Raw genomic sequence first — 17,692 nt, forward strand, 5'->3', positions numbered from 1 at the left:
ACAACCTCCTATGGAAAACAAAAGTCAATTCGTAAATATACCGGCTGAACTTAAAAGTCAGCTTCCTATATTTCAGGTCCTCGGGGATCATTTACCTACACAGCTTCAAACACCGGAAGCAAAAAAGACCATCTCCAGTATCTTTTTCTGGGCACTCATTTTAGGTGGGGCCTTTGCGTTCTTCAAATTCCTGCCGGTTATGCTGGAATATGCGGCAAAAAGCATTCTGCTGGTTATTTTCAGCATTATCCTTCTTGTTCTGCTCCTGCTTGCACCAAAAATCATTGCTTTATTGCATCGCCTGGGAACAATCCTTTTGTTTAAAGGAGAAAAAGCCATCATCAGAAACAACCCTATTGAAACCCTGCAGCTCTTATCAAAAGATGCCAAAGACACTTTAAAAAGGGTAAAAGATAAAATAGCGAATGTAGATGGGGTGCGCATTGACATGATCCAAAGTGGAGAAACGGCGCAAAAAACTGCAGAAGAAAAATATACTTATGCAAAACGCTTTACTGTTGAGGCGGCAAACCTGGATGAAAAAGGCAAACAGGAAACGGCCAACAGCAATACTGAAAAGGCGAATGAATATGCCAGAGATGCAAAGGAAACCCGTACCAAAGCTTTTTTGTTGGGTAAAGAAGGTGAAGCAGAAGAACAAAATGCCAGAAGTTATGTACAATATGCCAATCAGTTTGCGAAGGTTTTAGAAGTTTTAAAAGACAATGAAAGTGCGGCCAGAATTTATGTCAGCACCTTGGACAGCAGCATTTCTATCATTTCCAAAAAACTGGAAGCCACTCAGAAAATGAAGAATGCCACGGAAGGCCTGGCAGAAGTCTTTAACATTAAAGATGGATGGGTATTCCAGGAAGCAATGGATGCTGCCACAGGAGCAATCAGCCAGAACATCGCCTCAATCCGTTCCAACCTGGACTTCCTTGATCAGAACAATAACATCACCGTTGGAGGTGCACCTTCACAGGGAGAACTGGAAGAGTTTATCAGAAAAGTAGACGAACGCAACCTTAAAATGCTCAACGTAAGCAAAATGGCAGATTCTTATTATGAACTGAAACCGGAAGAAAAAGTAGACAAAGGATTCTCCTTATTAGATTAATCAATAGAACCAAAATACAAACAAAAACATGGAAGAAAAATCAACCTGGGCCAGACTACGTTGGCCGATAAAAGCAATTATCCTGGCTATTCCAATTGTTGGAATAGGTTACTGGGCCTTTGAAAGTGGCAAATTAGATGGAATTACGGCTAAGCCGGAAACAGCCGATACCACTGGTGTTGCGCCAACAATGGCCGGATCAGGCAGCACTGCTGATGAAAAAAGGACCTTCAATTACAATCCGGAAAAACCGGTAAACGGAGAATATAAAGGAGTGGTTGAAGTAGGTGCTTCAGGCTTTAACTCTTTCGTTGTTAATATCGACAAGGAGAAACGCTGGGAGATCGTCTCTAAAGATTTTGGTAAATCATTCGTTTACGAAGGTATGGCAACTACAGCCGATATCCGCACCGGATTAAAAGACTATATCGGAGCAATGTTTGACAAAGGGGTGAAATCAAAAAACATCCATTTTGTGATCAGTTCGGGTGCTCAGAAAGAGCCAAAAACGGCTGCCATTTCTACAGAATTAAAGAAAATGGGCTATGTAGTAAACCTGGTTACCGCAGAGCAGGAAGGAAAGCTGGCTCTGAAATGTGTATTACCAGCTTCGTATTATGACAACTCTTTCGTCGTAGATATCGGTTCTGGAAACACAAAAATTTCATGGATAGATGGAGAGGTCAGATCCGCTGAAGGACCTGGTGCTAAATATTATGAAAAAGATCAAAAAGACGATGCGGTTTATGCACAGGTAAAAAGCTTATCAGAAAAGATTCCTGCTAAAAAACGTGAGGTCTGCTTTATCATTGGTGGTGTTCCTTATGAACTGGCCAAGCAAACCAGAAACGGAGAAGAAAGATTTACGGTATTGAACAACCCCGAAAAATATAACACGGATAAAATAAAGATCAAAAGTGGTGTAAACATTTATAAAGCCATTAAAGATGCTACAAATTGCGACACATTTGTGTTTGACTGGGACGCAAACTTTACCATTGGATTTTTATTAACTGTTAAATAAGATCCTTAAATTTCCAAAAAAACGGGCTTCATTATTAAATGAAGCCCGTTTTTTTTTATGTAAAACACCTAAATCTGTCTAAACCAATGTCCTGCTTAAATTATTATTTCAATATACTGACAATCTGCCATTGCGGAATAAACCGATCGGTCTTATATTTGTACCATAATGGTCAGAATAAAGGTTGCTTTTTTTTATCCTAAAAAAGACCGTTTGGTTTATTACAATATAATTACTCCATCAGGAATCAGACAAAAACTTAAAACATCAGATAAAATGGACATTACAAATAACACCATCCTGATCACCGGCGGAAGCGCAGGAATTGGATTTGAAATCGCTAAAGCTTTTACAGCCGCTGGCAATAAAGTGATCATTACCGGCAGGGATCAGCAAAGACTGGATGAAGCTTTGCTTCAGCTCCCGGGAGCCACGGGATTTAAAGGAGACATCAGTAGCGAGGCTGATACCGAAGCATTGGTTGCTGTTTTGCTAAAAGATTTCCCAACGCTCAATATCGTAGTCAACAATGCCGGGCAAGCTTATAAATACAACATTGCAGAACCTTCCAATGCCTTTGAGAAAGCCCAGGATGAAATGCTGACCAACTATTTAGCTGTTGTTCGGCTGAATGAAAAACTCCTGCCACAGCTTAAAGCACAAAGCTCGGCAGCCATTGTCAATGTGACCTCCATCGTTGCGCTGGTTCCGGGTCAGCTCACTACTTACTCCGCTTCAAAAGCAGCCTTACATTCTTATAGTCAGAGCTTAAGAATTGCACTGGAAAGAAGCAGCGGGCAAGTGAAGGTTTTTGAGCTGATGCCACCTCTGGTCAATACCAGCTTCAGCGCCATCATCAATGGCCATAATGGAATCCCTGCAGCTGAAGTAGCAACAGACCTGATTACTGCGCTTGAAAAAGACGAGTACGAGATTCATGTAGGCAACACCAGATATATTTATGAGCTGTCATTAAGCTCACCTGAAGAAGCATTGACACTCATGAACCCCGTAGCATAGTTACTGCTTTCTATAATACCTCGTCGATCATTCCAAATACTTTAGCCTCTGAAGCGGTCATCCAGTAGTCCCGGCTGGCCGCTTCATTGATGTGCTCATAATCCTGACCACTATGGCTGGCAATGATGGTATACAGTTCTTTCTGAACTTTAAGAACCTCCCTGACACTGATGTCCATATCCATTGCGGTGCCCTGTGTTCCACCCGAAGCCTGGTGGATCATCACCCTGGAATGTTTCAAAGCAGAGCGCTTGCCCGCAGCACCTGCACATAACAATACCGAACCCATAGAGAGTGCAATTCCGGTGCAGATCGTGGCCACATCGGGCGAAATAAACTGCATGGTGTCATAAATGCCCAGTCCCGAATACACCACGCCACCCGGGCAATTTACGTAGAGCTGAATGTCTTTTTTCGCGTCTACAGACTGCAGGAAAAGCAACTGGGCCTGGATTACATTGGCATTCCGGTCGTCGATGGCTTCACCCATAAAAATAATCCGGTCCATCATCAGCCTGGAGAACACATCCATCTGTGCCACATTGAGTTGTCGTTCTTCCATGATATAGGGAGTCATCGCCATCGGGCCGGTAAAAGACGATGTTCTGGAAATATACTGTTCCACATAATTGCTGCCGATCCGGTGGTGTTTCACCGCATAACGAAGAAATTCATTCTGTTTCATATTCATGGTTTAAAGGGTTAAATTTTAGACATGGCGATGCCCCGCCCCTGTCCGGGGAAATTGTAAAAAGCGCTAAAAAAGAGGGCTATTTTCGGAAGAGCTTCCTGATTTTCTGCCGGAAGAATTGATGTTCAGGGGCACTAAACAACAGTTCATGGACCTTTTTAATTTCTGACCTCAGCTGCTGGCGGCCATACTCCTGCAGCAGGTCATAGGTTTTTTGCTGCCAGTAGACGCTATCCTTTAAATCGGGCTGCAAAATCAGCTGTGCTTCAAATAAGACTTTATCTTCCGGTCTGCCATCTGAGCTCAGGTAATCTTCAATTAAGCGAAGTTCATTCCAGGATGTCTTCATATTTCAGCGATTTTTGCTTTACGGTTTCTTTAACTTTTTCCAGGCATTTAAACTTCTGAGCGGCTGCCGACCGGGCTCCGGAAAAGCCAAACCGCTCTCCCAACTCCTTCATGTCCATCCGTTCATAATAAAATGCGCTGAGTAATTCCATACACTTCTTCCCTGCAGTTTGCAACAGCTTCAATAACCTGGGAGCAGAGATTTCCTCAGAACCGGATTCCTTCAGGTTCAGCTCTTCATCAAAGTCAGCTCCAAACTGCTCAAGAGAGACCTGCCTGCTGCTTTCTTTATAGCGCTTGTTCCAGAGGTGCCTGGCAATCCCCAAAAGATAGGATTTTCCGGTATACTGCAGCACCACATCATTACGCTCTACTTTCTCATAATAAATAATCAGGGCATCCTGAAACAGGTCTTTAGCCTCCTCAAAGGAACCTCCCATCCTGCTGATGTAGCCCGCTACCAGCGGAAAAGCATCCTGATACAGCCAGATTAACCGCTCTTGGGGGTCAGCCTTTTGTTTTTCTATAGTGGGTATGGTCGTCATAGCTATGAAGCATTTTATAGTATGTGACACTTTTCAATCAAATATCACCTTAATTTCGTGATTATTTTACCTTGATTCCGCTTAGCCAGGAAATTTTGTGCTCCTAACCATGGATGGCTTCTTTATTGCCAAAGCTTTGAATCAGCTCACCTTCAAAATCCAGCCATTCTTTCCATCTTTTATCGACATCAACATCGATCGTGTATTTACGTGCAAAATTCAGGAAAGTGGTATAATGTCCGGCTTCTGAAACCATGAGTTCATGATAAAATTTCGCCAGTTCCGGATCTTTGATATTTTGGGACAATACGCGGAAGCGTTCACAACTTCTGGCCTCAATCATTGCTGCAAACAGAAGACGGTCGATAAAAGCATTATTTCTGCTGCCATCCCTCCTGCTAAACTTCACCAAGCGACCTACATAATCGTCTTTCCGTTCCCGGCCCAGGGTATAACCGCGCTTTTTAATGATGTCTATCACCATTTGAAAATGCTGCATCTCTTCAATCGCAATGGCAGTGAGTTCCTCAACCAGATCCATATGCTCAGAATTATTGGTGATCAGCGTGATGGCATTGGTTGCAGCTTTCTGCTCGCACCAGGCATGGTCGGTAAGGATTTCTTCCAGATTCGATTCCGCAATGTTCGCCCAGCGTGGGTCTGTCAATAATTTTAATCCAAGCATCGTATTCTAAATTATATTCTTCCCCAAAATTAGGAATAATCATAGTCTTTGCATTAAAAACATCTATTTTGCATCCAATTTTAAAGAAATGACCAAAAAGTGCATATTGATCATTGGATTAGTCTGGCCTGAGCCAGGTTCATCAGCCGCGGGTACGAGAATGATCCAGCTCATCGATCTGTTCATCTCTGCAGGTTATGAGGTAGTTTTTGCTTCTGCAGCTGCTAAATCCGAATTCAGCTATAATTTAAAAGAGATGGGGGTATTGGAACGCGGGATTACCCTGAATGACGCGGGCTTCAATCTGTTCCTGAAAGAGATTAATCCTGGAATGGTACTCTTTGATCGTTTCATTATGGAGGAACAGTATGGCTGGAGGGTGCAGGAAGAATGTCCTGATGCCATGAGGATTCTGGATACCGAAGACCTCCATTGTCTGCGGAACGCCAGACAGCAGGCCATAAAAACAGATCAACTTCCGGCCGCAGACCTGTTCACTGATATGGCCAAAAGAGAAATCGCTTCGATACTGAGGTGTGATTTGTCATTGATCATTTCTGAAGTAGAAATGAAAATTCTGGAAGAACAATTTCGCCTGGACCCTTCTTTGATTTATTATTTGCCTTTTTTAGAAGAAGCATTGGCTGAGGAAGACATCAGCAGCTGGAAAACTTTTGAAGAAAGGGAAGGCTTTGTATTTATTGGTAATTTTTTACATGAACCCAACTGGCATACCCTTCAGGTTTTAAAGACAAAAGTCTGGCCGCTGCTCAGAAAAAAAATACCTGCCGCCACACTTCATATTTATGGCGCATATGCGACACAGAAGGTCATGCAATTGCATAATGAGAAAGAGAAATTCCACATTCATGGACGGGCGGAAAATGCCCGGGAATCGATATCAAATCATAAAGTATTGCTGGCACCCATCCAGTTTGGTGCAGGATTAAAGGGAAGTTTATTGATGCCATGCAGGTAGGAACACCCGCAGTAACGACCAGCATCGGGGCCGAAGCCATGACTGGAGGGCTGGATTGGAATGGAGAAATTGTAGACGACCTGACCGCTTTTGCAGCACAGGCCGCAGCCTTATATCAGGACAAACACAGGTGGTTGCAAGCACAGAAGAATGGTATATTGATCATTAACGAACGTTATAAAAAATCAAATTTCAGTGCCCCCTTTCTGAGCGCCATACAACACTTATCAGCCAGTCTGGCCGCACATCGTCGTGGGAACTTCATCGGACAGCTTTTACAATTCCATACCGCAAACAGTACTAAATACATGTCCTTATGGATCTCGGAAAAAAAGCTCAGAAATCCAATATAAGCGGTCACTAAACAGCAAAGGCCCTTTATAAAGGGCCTTTCCGTACTAGTTTTTTATAATCCTCCAGCAGCGCAATGTACTTTTCCATCCAGTAATAAACAGAATTGGAAGGAGTAGAATGATCATCGTCATTGATCACCATCACACTATCCTTACGCAGGAACTGCTTAAACTCCTCTTCAAAATCATTCGAAAAATCATAATTTATCACTTTACCAATCTCACAAATTACATCTGTATGCAGCTTTTTTTGCCTGAACCAATTGTACAAGGTTCGCCTATTTACATGTAAACGCCTGGATAATTCACTAATGTTTACATTCTTTCGCCGAACAGCAAGTTCAACAATTTCACCAGCATTGAGTTCCATAATTTTTGTAATTATTAGATCATACTATAACATTTAGATTAAGCAATGGGGATTGATTTAAAACAACAAAGCAGATACATTTAGGAGAGTTTGAGCGCAAATACAATTCTTGTTAGAGCAAATAATGACTTTCAGCGTTATTCTACGATCAAATATATTCCAAAAAAAAGGATTACGGGAACCTACTGATGCTCAAAAATATATTATTCATGCTCATATTCTTTCAAAGAAGTCAAAAAAATGATCATTCCCCCTATTTCACCCAGTTCATCATACCAGGGATAAACGGTACTTTTTAACACCATTTCCTCCAGATCAAAATCATAATCACCCGGTAGTTCAGTCATTTCACCTTGTAAAAACTTTCCTTTTAACAGCTCCAAACCTTTACCTTTTCCGGGAAAAAAATCAAAGAAATTTTTACCCGTCAAATCGACATCGGATAAACCACAGACCTTTAGTAATGGTTTTGAAACCAGTAAATAATTCATGTTTTTGTCCAGCATGGCAACCGGCAAAGGAAATTGAGAGATCAGAATCTGATTCCGTTCTGTCAAATTTAAATCCTTCATGGCTGTTCCATTATATCCTTCTGTCAGCTTACTTCGCAAATACCGGTTATAACACAAAGTATAATTTGCAGGGTTTGAAAAACCCAGCATAAATGCCATCTCTTTCTTGCTGCAGCCTGTATTTCGAATATGCTCCTCTGCAAATTCCATTTGTAATCTTCTGAAATAAAGATATGGACTCGTCTGAAACGTATTTTTAAAATCACGCATTAACTTAGAGATGGAAATATGATACAGCGCGGCCAGGTTTTCCACGGCAGGAAATCCGGAAAGGATAACCGTACCGAGATATTCGGCGATCTGATTGCTTTTATTATTACTCCCCATTATTTTCTGATGTTTTTTCGTCAGCACACAGTTTGACATGAACAGCAATTTATTGAGCTGCCATCAATGAATCGAAAACACAGTTTTTATCATCCAACATCAAAATCCTGGGGAGAGACAAAAGACAGGAAATATTCCTTTTGAAAATCGGGTTGTATATCCCTAAGACCGCTCTCCCGGATCTTACCAGGACATAGCCGAATACAAATTCCAGAGCCCCTTAAGCTTCCGGAATATTCATTAAAAAAAGCGTTCATTTTTAACTAATATTTATTTGGTTTCTTTATTATCAGTTTAAAACCTTAGGGAATAATCGATTATTAAAATAATAAAAAATATTTAAAAGTTTATCACGGCTCCGAAGGTACATTTAACAGACTTATTTGCCCTTCCCAAACATCTCTATCCCGGTACCTCGCATTACTGCTCACGTATTCCGGAATAATCTCCTGCATTTTCCAAACCGTCTGCCGGTCGTCATTCAACTGACTTAAAGCCAGCAATTCATTGATTTTTCGCGAAATATATTCATAAGGATAATCGATTACTGTCGATATTTTAATCTTTTCATGGTAGGTAGGGACCACTTTCTCTGTTTTATTCAACAGCTCTTCATACAATTTCTCTCCCGGCCTAAGTCCAACGAAACGAATTTTAATATCAGTATACGGCAAGAATCCAGCTAATTTTATCATATTTATTGCCAGATTCAGAATTTTAACTGGTTTACCCATATCGAAAATAAAAATCTCCCCACCTTTCCCCATAACAGCAGCTTCTAAAACCAATTGTACCGCTTCGGGAATCGTCATAAAATACCGCGTTACCTCCGGATCTGTCACCGTAACTGGTCCGCCCATTTCAATTTGAGCCCTAAATCGGGGAACAACTGACCCATTTGACCCCAACACATTCCCAAACCGGGTCGTAATAAATTTCGTTTTATGCAGGAGCTCAGACTGCTGATTCTGAAGGGATTGAATATACATTTCTGCAATTCTTTTCGACGCCCCCATCACATTGGTTGGGTTCACCGCCTTATCGGTAGAAATCATAATGAATTTTTCAACCTGATACTCCAGCGCCAGGTCCGCAAGGTTTTTTGTTCCCAGAACATTGGTCAGAACTGCTTCAGAGGGATTATGCTCCATCAGTGGTACATGTTTAAGCGCTGCAGCATGAAAAACAATCTCCGGCAGACAGGTCTCAAACATGTTTTTCAGCCGGCCATAATTCTGAATATTGATGATCATAAACTTACAGGAGCTATCGGGGAAATGATCTTCAATTTCCAGCTGCATTTCATGTAGCGGGCTCTCCGCCTGATCGCATAAAATCAGCAATTCCGGATGACATTTCAGCACCTGACGAATAATTTCAGAACCTATAGAACCCGCAGCCCCGGTTACCAGCACTCTTTTGCCACAAAGTCCATCCATAATATTTGCACCATCCATATGAATAGGCTCACGTTGCAACAGGTCCTCTATCTTTAAATCCGGAAGCTGACTAAGTTTTAATTTCCCCTTTAACCAATGGTTAGATGCAGGAACTGAAATGACCCTGATGCCACATTCCATACATTTTTCTATGGCCAGCTTTCTTCCCTCCATATCTTTACAGTCCTCCATCACGATCATTTTCTCTACTCCATACTTTTTCTTCAGCATTGGTATAGCCCGGGATCCGTAGACCTGCTTTCCTTCCAGGTGCTTATGGATCCGGTCGGGGTTATCGTCTATAAATCCCAGCAACTCAAAATTCTTTTCCGAAGCGGCATCGAGGCCCTGCTTAATCAGCAGGGAAGCACGGTCCGCTCCATAAATTAACAGCACTTCTTTCACTACCAGCTGAAGATCTTTAAGGTAGTGAAAAAGCTGTTTTACGCTAATTCTCAGCGCAACAAGAAGCGAAACAGAGATAAAAAAGTTGATGATCAACGTTGAAATAAACCATTGCGTGTTAAAATTCAATTGTGATTTAAAGAAGGCATAACTGATGAGTATAAACAGACTACTGGTTAGCAATACGGCCTTAAACACCCTAAAAATATCTTCAATACTGGAGTACCTGATGATGCCGGTATGAATTTTCATCCTTACAAAAACCGGTGCCGAAATCAGGTGGTACAAAATCAGATACGCCAATATATGGTAATCAAATGCCTGTCTATAGTTACCCTTTTCCAGAATAATCAGGGCTACTACAAAAGAAACAGCTACAATAAACTGGTCGATTAATAAGATAATCCACCGGGAGTATACCTTTTCGCAAAATAGAATCTTTTTCATGGAAATGTATTTGATTTTTAACAGCGATGAAGTTTTACTGAATTTAGGGAATGACTATACCTTATGCGCTTGTAAGCGGTATAGCGGAAAAAAATCGACCTCAGTATGAGGATCAATTTCCTGCTGAAGCAATAAAGCGTTATAGGTCTCCGGATCGGCTACAAAGCGCCAGGTCTGGTATTCGAATGTCAGACTGGAGAAATTGGTCTTCCATAAAAACAAAGAATCCTCTTTAAAACCCAGACCTCCTCCAAGGTTATAATATTTCGCACCCAGTTTACGTCCCATAATGGTGATTTCTTCTGTCAGCAATTTGGCTGGAGAATCGGCTAGCCAGGCGGTTCTGGTGCCTAACAGATGGGCCTGCATAATCCCGTTTGTATGGACTACCACCGCCCCGCAAACGGGATAATCATCTTTATCATAGACAAAGAGCAACCTGGCATCAAACTCATCCGCCCGAAGCAGGGTTTTAAAATAAGGTTCATCAAAATAATAGGTTTCTGAGGCATCCACCCGAAGCATATTTGAGGTGTATATCGAGACGAAGTTCTTAATGTCTTCATCTGTCCCTCCTTCTTTTACATAGTATCCCTTCTCCCGGAGTTTTCTGATCTTTCTCAGTACTCCTCCATGATAATTTTGTCGTTGTACTTCAATAGAAAGTCCCAGATCAAAAACCACCACCTTTCCATTGGCAACCAGTCCTCCAAAAGGCTCCAGGAGTAGGGTCTGATTAAAGAAAGGATTTAACCTGGAAAAGATGGTCACTACTTTCTCTTCCCGGAGGAAATCTAAAAAAGCATTTTTAAAACGTCCGGTAAAACCAGGGCTTAAATCTTCAAACTCCTGATTTGAGACCGGTCCGCTATAGCCGTAAACCGAACTCATATCGTAGTATTCAGCATCAGGTATACTCCTTTTGATTAAAGGAATGGCGATAAAATCAGGTCCTTCTTCATAGACAAACATTAAAACCTTTCCCTTACTGTTATCCAGGGAATGATAGGTCCAGGAATGGTAAAAGTCATACCTGCAGGCCTTGCTGATCAGCTCCATCCATTTACCCTTTTGCTCAAGGGTAATCGTATATTTAACACCTCCTGGTCTGGCTTTGTTCTCCTTTCTGTTCAGCTCCATACTGATGAACCGGCCTGAAGTTTCCGTTTCTCTGAAACCCATCTTTTTATAAATGGCAATAGCTCCGAAATTTTCCTGGTCTACATCCAGCAGGATCTTATTGAGCTGAAGTACATTAAAGCCATAGTCCAGGATCAATGTCGTCGCCTGACTACCTATCCCTTTTCCCCAGCAGTCGGTTTCCGCAATAAAAATGTGAAACTCTGCTGTTCCCTCTGCAATATGAATCAGCTGAACATTTCCGATGTATCTTTTTGTAGCAGTCAGGCAAATGGCAAACCTTTTCTCATCTTCCCGCAACAGGACCTCTCTTAACCATTTCGTTTCGATCTCCGGCGTAACCGGATCCGATGGCCTGAAAGGGGTGAATTTCCATACCTCCGGGTTATTCCGCCATTGGAATGAGGTCATCGCATCAGCAATGACCAGAGGCCTTAAAAAAATGGATTCTTTCATAACGTAGTTTTTAATATGTTTAAGATCCGCTTCATATCGGCATGGGTATAACGGTGGTCTATGGGCAAGGCAATGAGGTGGCTTGTTAAGTAATGCTCATACATCATTTTGGTAGTCCATTCCAGAACATTCGGCCAGTAAGAAGCGACATATATCTGTTTATCCAGTAATTTATCCCGAAGGTTCGGAGAAGAGCTCAGCAAAGGATATATCATCGGGCCATTCACTACTGAAGCATCAAAAGCATAGTCATTATAAGCCTCCAGGAAATCATGGAGATACATGAAATTGGAATTGCGCCGGTATCGGCAGGTTTTGTAATCGATGCCCGATAATATTTTCTGCGACAATGCAGACATTCTTCTTACCGGATTATTGGACAGCTGGACATTGTTATTTATAAAATCTTCATATCCCGATTCTATTCCCAGATCAATACTTTTGATCAGGTGTGAAAACCGCTCAAAAGAAACATCTTTTTCCAGCTTCAACCGAATCGGACTATCCATCTGAAGATAAGCACCATCCGGAACACCAAAGAATTTCCGACAGGAGTAAAAAGTATCCACACCTTCCTGCGGAGGAGAAAAAAAAGCCTGGGAATTATCGATAATCAGGTTTTTAAACTGCGTACTCAACCTGATTACTGTTTCCTGTTTTAAACCAAAATAGTTGGTATACAATAAACATTCAGTAGGGCCGACCTCAAAGTCCAGTACCGGATCCATATGCTCATCAATGGTATAATACTGAAAGGAAATCCCTAACCTTCTTAAGGGCTCCAGCATTACCTCACAGGTATAGTATGGAACATGTACCAATTGATACCGCCTTACCCTTAAGATATATTCAAACGCATTTCTACCCGTATTTAATTTCAACAGGGAAGGATAAAACTCCTCCCCTTTGGATAGCTGCAGCTCCAAATATCCTCCTATTGATCTCATTTTATGTAATTTGATTTGTGAATTACTCCTGACCTCTCTGATACATTCTTTTATGAACCGGTTGATAATATTCCTCAAAATCAGCCGGGACCCTTGCATTATAACCGATCACCTGTCTGAGGTCTTCGCTAAGGCCCTCACCAAAAGCATATCCGAGAAATCTTGGATAATCCATCTGCTGTTTCATAAAGGGTTTGGTAAAAGCCATTGTCAGTGCCCTTCTCGGCCCATCGGTATAATTTATGCCCGCAGCATGCCATAGGTTCGCATCAAATAAAACGATGCTGCCTTTCTTTGCCAGGGCCCTGTCCGCATGATCATAAAAATAGGCTGTCCCGGGTTTTTCATCATACTGATGTGATCCGGAAAGAAAATAGGTTGCCCCGTTTTCCAGGGTAAAATCATCCAGGATCACCATCATCTGCACCATCAGTTTAAAAGAGCCTGTAAATGTTCTGATGTCTCTATGAATATTCTGAACATACGCATGGTTATTTTTTAAATTGATCACCGCTCCCAAAGAATTGAGAATATACTGACCTCCCAAAAGACTTCTGATCTGCGTATCCGCATATTTCTGTTCCAGGAATTTTAAAGAAAACAGGTCTTTTTCTACCAGATGATGAAGGGTGCCATCCATACTTTCCCCAATTCCATTATTCAACTGTATTTTTCGCCTGAATTCATAGGCAGGCTGAAGTGATGTATTGATCTCCTCCACAAATTGAGGATCCAGGGCATTTTCATAAATAATCCAACCATATTTTTTGATGATTTCATCAAATAAACGGAGATCAGTTACAGCATAATCCAATCTATTTTCCATTTGTCTCTTATTTTTTGCGTTAAAACTCTATTGTCTGTAAGCAGGAAAGAATACCGATTCAGGATTGATTTCAGGTATCCGTTGAAGTACAAGCGCATCATACGCCTCCTGGTCATTGATATAGCACCAGATCCGGTCTGCAATCTGCAAATCTGAAAAATGGCGTTTGAACTCGAATAAGGAATCTTCCTTCCCTCCTACACCTCCTCCAAGGTGAAAGATCTTCTTTCCCAGTCTCCGGCCAATCATACTGATCTCATCGGTCAGCAATTTGCTTGGAGATTCATGCAGGTACTTTTCCGAGGTTGCCGACAAATGGTTTCTGACCACCTTATCGGAAATCAGGATTACCGCACCGCAAATCAACTCCGGCCCGTCATAAATCAGGATCAACCGGTTGTTGAACTCCTCCTGGTTCAACAGACCAGTAAAATAGGCTTCATCAAAATAATAGCTCTTATTTGCGTTCAGGCGATCCATATTTTTATGGTACATCTCGGTAAACAGGGTAATCTCTTCCGGACTGCAGCTGTCTTTGATCGTATAGCCTGCTTCACGAAGTTTCTTCACCTGTCTTTTTAACCGTTTATGGTACCTGGAGCGCTGCTCTTCAACAGTCATAGATAAATCCATGTAAATCGTGCTGCCGTTCGGGGAAACGTTTCCAATATAGGAAAGCAAATATTGCTGGTTCAGAAAGGGATACAACCGTGTAAAAACACAAACACAACGCTCATCTGTCAGAAACCGGCAAAAGGCTTCTTTAAAATCCTGTAAGGATAATGCCGTAATACTGCTGAAATCACAATCAGACACCGGGCCTGCATAACCATATACTGAAGTCAGATCATAGAATGAGGAATTGGCAATGCTTCTTTTAACCACCGGAAAAGCAATAAAAAAACCGGGTTCTTCATAAACAAAAAGAAGGGGCTCTCCAACCCGGTTCAGCTTATGATAATCCCAGGTATGGTAAATTTCATAATCCCGGGAACGTTTCACATAGGCATCCCACTCCGTCTTTTCCCGGACAATAATACTTTGATAGGCCATGTTTTTTTTTGTTTAATAGACTCCCTCGAGCACTCGGATCATCATTTCATTGACCTTATTGACATCAAATTTTTCCCCCGCGTATTTTCTTCCATTGACACCAAACCGGATAATATCATCGGTGTGCCTGATGTAATACTCCATTTTTGAAGCCAGTTGGGCCACATCTTTTATCGGAACCAGGAATCCGTTTGCCTTCCTCAGCAATGGATTAATCGTTTCCCGGCAGCCTACGGAGTTGCAGGTAATCAATGCCCTTCCCATTGCCATCCCCTCCAAAAGGCACCTGGGCACTCCTTCTCCATAATAGGAAGGCAGCACCACAACAGAGGAAGCACTAATATAAGGCCGCACATCTTCCACCAAGCCCAGGTATTGAACTGTACCATCTGAACAGATCTTTGCCCGTAAATCATCACTTATCGCATCAATGTTATCATCGTAAGGTCCGATCAGTTTAAAGCCAACCTCCGGAAATTTCCCTTTGATCAGTCTTGCCGCCTCATAGTATTCCCTAATCCCTTTTGCATTGATGAGGCGCGCGATCATTAAAAAACTGAGGTGTTGTATATCCGGTGTAGAATACTCATAACCCGAAAGGTCTACGCCAGAACCATTCACAACTGAAGCTTTATTCTTTTTTGAAATGATATGCTCCCGGATCAGGAGCTCATAATCGTCCCGGTTCTGGAAGATGATGTGTAATCTTTTACTTGCCCTCAGGCTTAGTTTAAGTAATATCCTGGTGATTCTTTGTACCCATGTTCTCTTGCCAATATCCAGAAAATTATAACCCAGACCGGTCAGCATCGGGGTAATGCGTTTCACCCCGCAATACCTGGCCACAAAAGAACCATAGATAACTGGCTTAAAGGTATAAGGGAAGAAGACATCTGGTTTTAGCATCCGGATTACTTTGCGTAAGGCAAAAAGGTATTTCAGATCCGAACCTATGGAAACATTACTGGGGTTGAGCTCATTCTCATATACCTTTACGCCCATTTCCATCAGCTGGCGACTAATATACGGTTGTGCTATCGCCGGGCTAAACACGATCACTTCGTGTTTTTTCAGCAATGCTTCTATCAGTTTCCCCCTGAAATCCAGCAATGAGCGCGGAGAATCACAGGAGATCAATATTTTCTTCCTTTCCGTTACCATATTTATTGAGTTTTAGGGGACAAAACAGCTTACTGAACCCACAGGAAATAGCGCGTATATTTAAGGGGCAGACCGAACAATAATGCCGGACCTGCCCCTTAAATATTAAAATCAATGTGGTTTGGTTACCTCAATGTTGCACCTGCCCCGGCGCTTACCACTGCAGGAACATTTGCCGCAGCGATCAATACAGATTTATACTCATAAGCAGGCACCCATGTTGATGCTGCAGTAGAAATCCTGTTGGCCTTGCTGTTGGCATAAACATTTGTTGCTGCACCGCTCACATAACCAGGTTTGGCATTGTAATCCGTATAAATTGGAACGGCCTGGTTTTCAAAATAATTGTTATCAGTCCTTACGGTAGCCCCCATAGTCACCCCAATCCCATAACCACTGCCATTTTGCAGGTAATTATTAAATACGTGGATATAACCAAATCTGGTACTCGGCTGACGTTCAGAAACATTATAAAAATAATTATTGTTTACGGTAACGCGAAGATGCCCGATATCATCGGTATTCTCATCCCCAAAACCGATCAGCATTGGAATATGGCTATCGTGTAACCTGTTCCAGGAAAGCGTGACATAATCCGCTCTCTTACCTACATCCAATAAACCATCGTAATAATCCCATCCATGATTTCTGTCGGACGACAAATCACAATGGTCAACCCAGATGTGATGCGCCCCTTCTTTAATGATGATGTTAGAATACGTCACCACATTCCTGATGGTCATGTTCCTGATAATGACATTGCTGCTGCCATACATCATCAGGCCTACACCTTCCAGACTTGAACCCGGCAGCCCCTGAATGGTCTTATTCGATTTCACATTCAGAAATCCCGTACCCGTAATTTTTCCGGATACCAGAATGATTGAAGCCGCATTCGATTCTACCGCAGTTTTTAACGCAGATAAGCTGGATACCGTAATCGTCTGACCTCCAATACCACCTGTTGTTTTTCCATCCACCGAGGCGAATCCAACCGGTGCAGAACCGGCAACAGGCTGTTCAGTAACAGGCGGGGTTACGGGAGGGCTAATAGCAGAAGCTGTACTGCCATCAAGACTATAGGTATAGGTCCTTCCATTAGTCCTGGGATTGGTATTATCCGAAGCCGAAAAATACAGGCTGCCAGCCCAATGACTAAAACGGCCTTTCCCCAGATTCCTGATGTCAGCATGCATCGCATGCGCAGGGCCTAGTTCTTTACCATTTTCAAATAGCCTGAGCGTGGAAGCTTTGGGTGTTCTTTCCGAATCACTTGCCCCGGGGATGTTAATCACTTTGTAAGAAAACCCAGCATCGCTAAAGGCCTTCGTTGCATCAATCGTTTTTATTCCGGTGATGCTACTCGTGCTCAGGCTTGCGACTTCGGTTAAATCAGATGAGTTTTCTAAGGTTGCCACATCCGAGCCTTTTTTACATTTACTAAAAGTTAATACAACCAGCAGTAGCAGAAGGCTCATGGGCAGTCGATTTGTTAAATTGTTTTTTCTTTCCATTTGTAATTTTTAAAAGTCTACAATGGTAACGCGAAAAAGCATTACCTCATACGTTTTAAAAATTATAGAAAAGCACTGATTTTCAGTAAAGAAGGCCTAAAATACAGACTTTTTGAAAAAAGGCAATCTGACCGATTTAATTCCTGTAATCAAACAATTTTCAAATTAAAATCAGAATATTAAACAAGTTAACCAAATGAAAACAAGGGTTAGCAGAAGAAAAAAAATATTAATATATTTTCTAACCTAAGTTTTAATCTTTATTTAAAA

At 41.9% G+C, this 17,692-nt stretch carries 18 protein-coding genes; 5 read left to right on the plus strand and 13 right to left on the minus strand.

All coding sequences use genetic code 11. The annotated features are described in order from the left end of the window. The first annotated feature begins 10 nt into the window (after positions 1-10). The 3 genes from BFS30_RS01195 (at position 11) to BFS30_RS01205 (ending at position 3,164) form a co-directional block, all read left to right on the plus strand. Positions 11-1,120 carry a hypothetical protein gene (locus BFS30_RS01195; protein WP_069377604.1) on the plus strand — a complete coding sequence of 370 codons (1,110 nt, stop codon included), beginning with the start codon at positions 11-13 and terminating at the stop codon, positions 1,118-1,120. A 28-nt stretch (positions 1,121-1,148) separates the two neighbouring features. Further along, a complete protein-coding gene (locus BFS30_RS01200; protein ID WP_069377605.1) occupies positions 1,149-2,144 on the plus strand; it encodes a hypothetical protein in 996 nt (331 codons plus the stop codon). A gap of 276 nt (positions 2,145-2,420) precedes the next feature. Then, complete coding sequence (locus BFS30_RS01205) at positions 2,421-3,164, plus strand: SDR family oxidoreductase (RefSeq protein WP_069382224.1); 744 nt, start codon at positions 2,421-2,423, stop codon at positions 3,162-3,164. A gap of 10 nt (positions 3,165-3,174) precedes the next feature. Here BFS30_RS01205 and BFS30_RS01210 read toward each other — a convergent pair whose 3' ends face one another. From BFS30_RS01210 to BFS30_RS01225, 4 genes are all read right to left on the minus strand, one after another. Continuing rightward, positions 3,175-3,855, minus strand: a complete 681-nt coding sequence (locus BFS30_RS01210; RefSeq protein ID WP_069377606.1) for an ATP-dependent Clp protease proteolytic subunit — start codon at positions 3,853-3,855, stop codon at positions 3,175-3,177. 79 nt (positions 3,856-3,934) lie between these two features. Beyond that, the gene (locus BFS30_RS01215) at positions 3,935-4,204 is read right to left on the minus strand and encodes a hypothetical protein (protein ID WP_069377607.1); all 270 of its coding nucleotides are present in this window, start codon (positions 4,202-4,204) and stop codon (positions 3,935-3,937) included. After that, positions 4,185-4,748, minus strand: a complete 564-nt coding sequence (locus BFS30_RS01220) for an RNA polymerase sigma factor (RefSeq protein ID WP_069377608.1) — start codon at positions 4,746-4,748, stop codon at positions 4,185-4,187. The genes BFS30_RS01215 and BFS30_RS01220 overlap by 20 nt, the downstream gene beginning before the upstream one ends. Positions 4,749-4,851: 103 nt before the next feature. Next, positions 4,852-5,433, minus strand: coding sequence for a tRNA-(ms[2]io[6]A)-hydroxylase (locus BFS30_RS01225; protein WP_069377609.1), 582 nt, complete (start codon positions 5,431-5,433; stop codon positions 4,852-4,854). Between the two features lie 88 nt (positions 5,434-5,521). On the opposite strand from BFS30_RS01225, the gene BFS30_RS01230 reads away from it, so the two are divergent. Together BFS30_RS01230 and BFS30_RS28055 are read left to right on the plus strand one after the other, a co-directional pair. Then, positions 5,522-6,412, plus strand: a complete 891-nt coding sequence (locus BFS30_RS01230; protein WP_237028688.1) for a glycosyltransferase — start codon at positions 5,522-5,524, stop codon at positions 6,410-6,412. After that, positions 6,403-6,765, plus strand: a complete 363-nt coding sequence (locus tag BFS30_RS28055; protein ID WP_237028689.1) for a hypothetical protein — start codon at positions 6,403-6,405, stop codon at positions 6,763-6,765. The genes BFS30_RS01230 and BFS30_RS28055 overlap by 10 nt, the downstream gene beginning before the upstream one ends. Positions 6,766-6,790: 25 nt before the next feature. Here BFS30_RS28055 and BFS30_RS01235 read toward each other — a convergent pair whose 3' ends face one another. From BFS30_RS01235 to BFS30_RS01275, 9 genes are all read right to left on the minus strand, one after another. Further along, positions 6,791-7,135, minus strand: a complete 345-nt coding sequence (locus tag BFS30_RS01235; RefSeq protein ID WP_069377610.1) for a hypothetical protein — start codon at positions 7,133-7,135, stop codon at positions 6,791-6,793. A 203-nt stretch (positions 7,136-7,338) separates the two neighbouring features. Then, entirely contained in the window at positions 7,339-8,073 is a 735-nt protein-coding gene (locus BFS30_RS01240; protein WP_069377611.1) for a helix-turn-helix domain-containing protein, read from the minus strand. 311 nt (positions 8,074-8,384) lie between these two features. Then, positions 8,385-10,325 carry a polysaccharide biosynthesis protein gene (locus BFS30_RS01245; protein WP_069377612.1) on the minus strand — a complete coding sequence of 647 codons (1,941 nt, stop codon included), beginning with the start codon at positions 10,323-10,325 and terminating at the stop codon, positions 8,385-8,387. Positions 10,326-10,379: 54 nt separating this feature from the next. Next, positions 10,380-11,921, minus strand: coding sequence for a GNAT family N-acetyltransferase (locus tag BFS30_RS01250; protein ID WP_237028690.1), 1,542 nt, complete (start codon positions 11,919-11,921; stop codon positions 10,380-10,382). After that, positions 11,918-12,868, minus strand: a complete 951-nt coding sequence (locus BFS30_RS01255) for a hypothetical protein (protein ID WP_069377613.1) — start codon at positions 12,866-12,868, stop codon at positions 11,918-11,920. Before BFS30_RS01255 ends, BFS30_RS01250 begins: the two co-directional genes overlap by 4 nt. 22 nt (positions 12,869-12,890) lie before the next feature. Next, entirely contained in the window at positions 12,891-13,694 is an 804-nt protein-coding gene (locus BFS30_RS01260) for a phytanoyl-CoA dioxygenase family protein (protein WP_069377614.1), read from the minus strand. Positions 13,695-13,721: 27 nt separating this feature from the next. After that, positions 13,722-14,747 (minus strand): GNAT family N-acetyltransferase, encoded by a 1,026-nt coding sequence (locus BFS30_RS01265; protein ID WP_069377615.1) that lies wholly within the window; start codon positions 14,745-14,747, stop codon positions 13,722-13,724. Positions 14,748-14,759: 12 nt separating this feature from the next. Beyond that, positions 14,760-15,908, minus strand: coding sequence for a glycosyltransferase family 4 protein (locus tag BFS30_RS01270; protein WP_069377616.1), 1,149 nt, complete (start codon positions 15,906-15,908; stop codon positions 14,760-14,762). Between the two features lie 125 nt (positions 15,909-16,033). Next, on the minus strand, positions 16,034-17,386 hold the full coding sequence (locus BFS30_RS01275) for a pectate lyase family protein (RefSeq protein WP_069382226.1): 1,353 nt from the start codon (positions 17,384-17,386) through the stop codon (positions 16,034-16,036). Positions 17,387-17,692: the final 306 nt, after the last annotated feature.

This window comes from Pedobacter steynii (assembly GCF_001721645.1).
Lineage (GTDB): Bacteria > Bacteroidota > Bacteroidia > Sphingobacteriales > Sphingobacteriaceae > Pedobacter > Pedobacter steynii_A.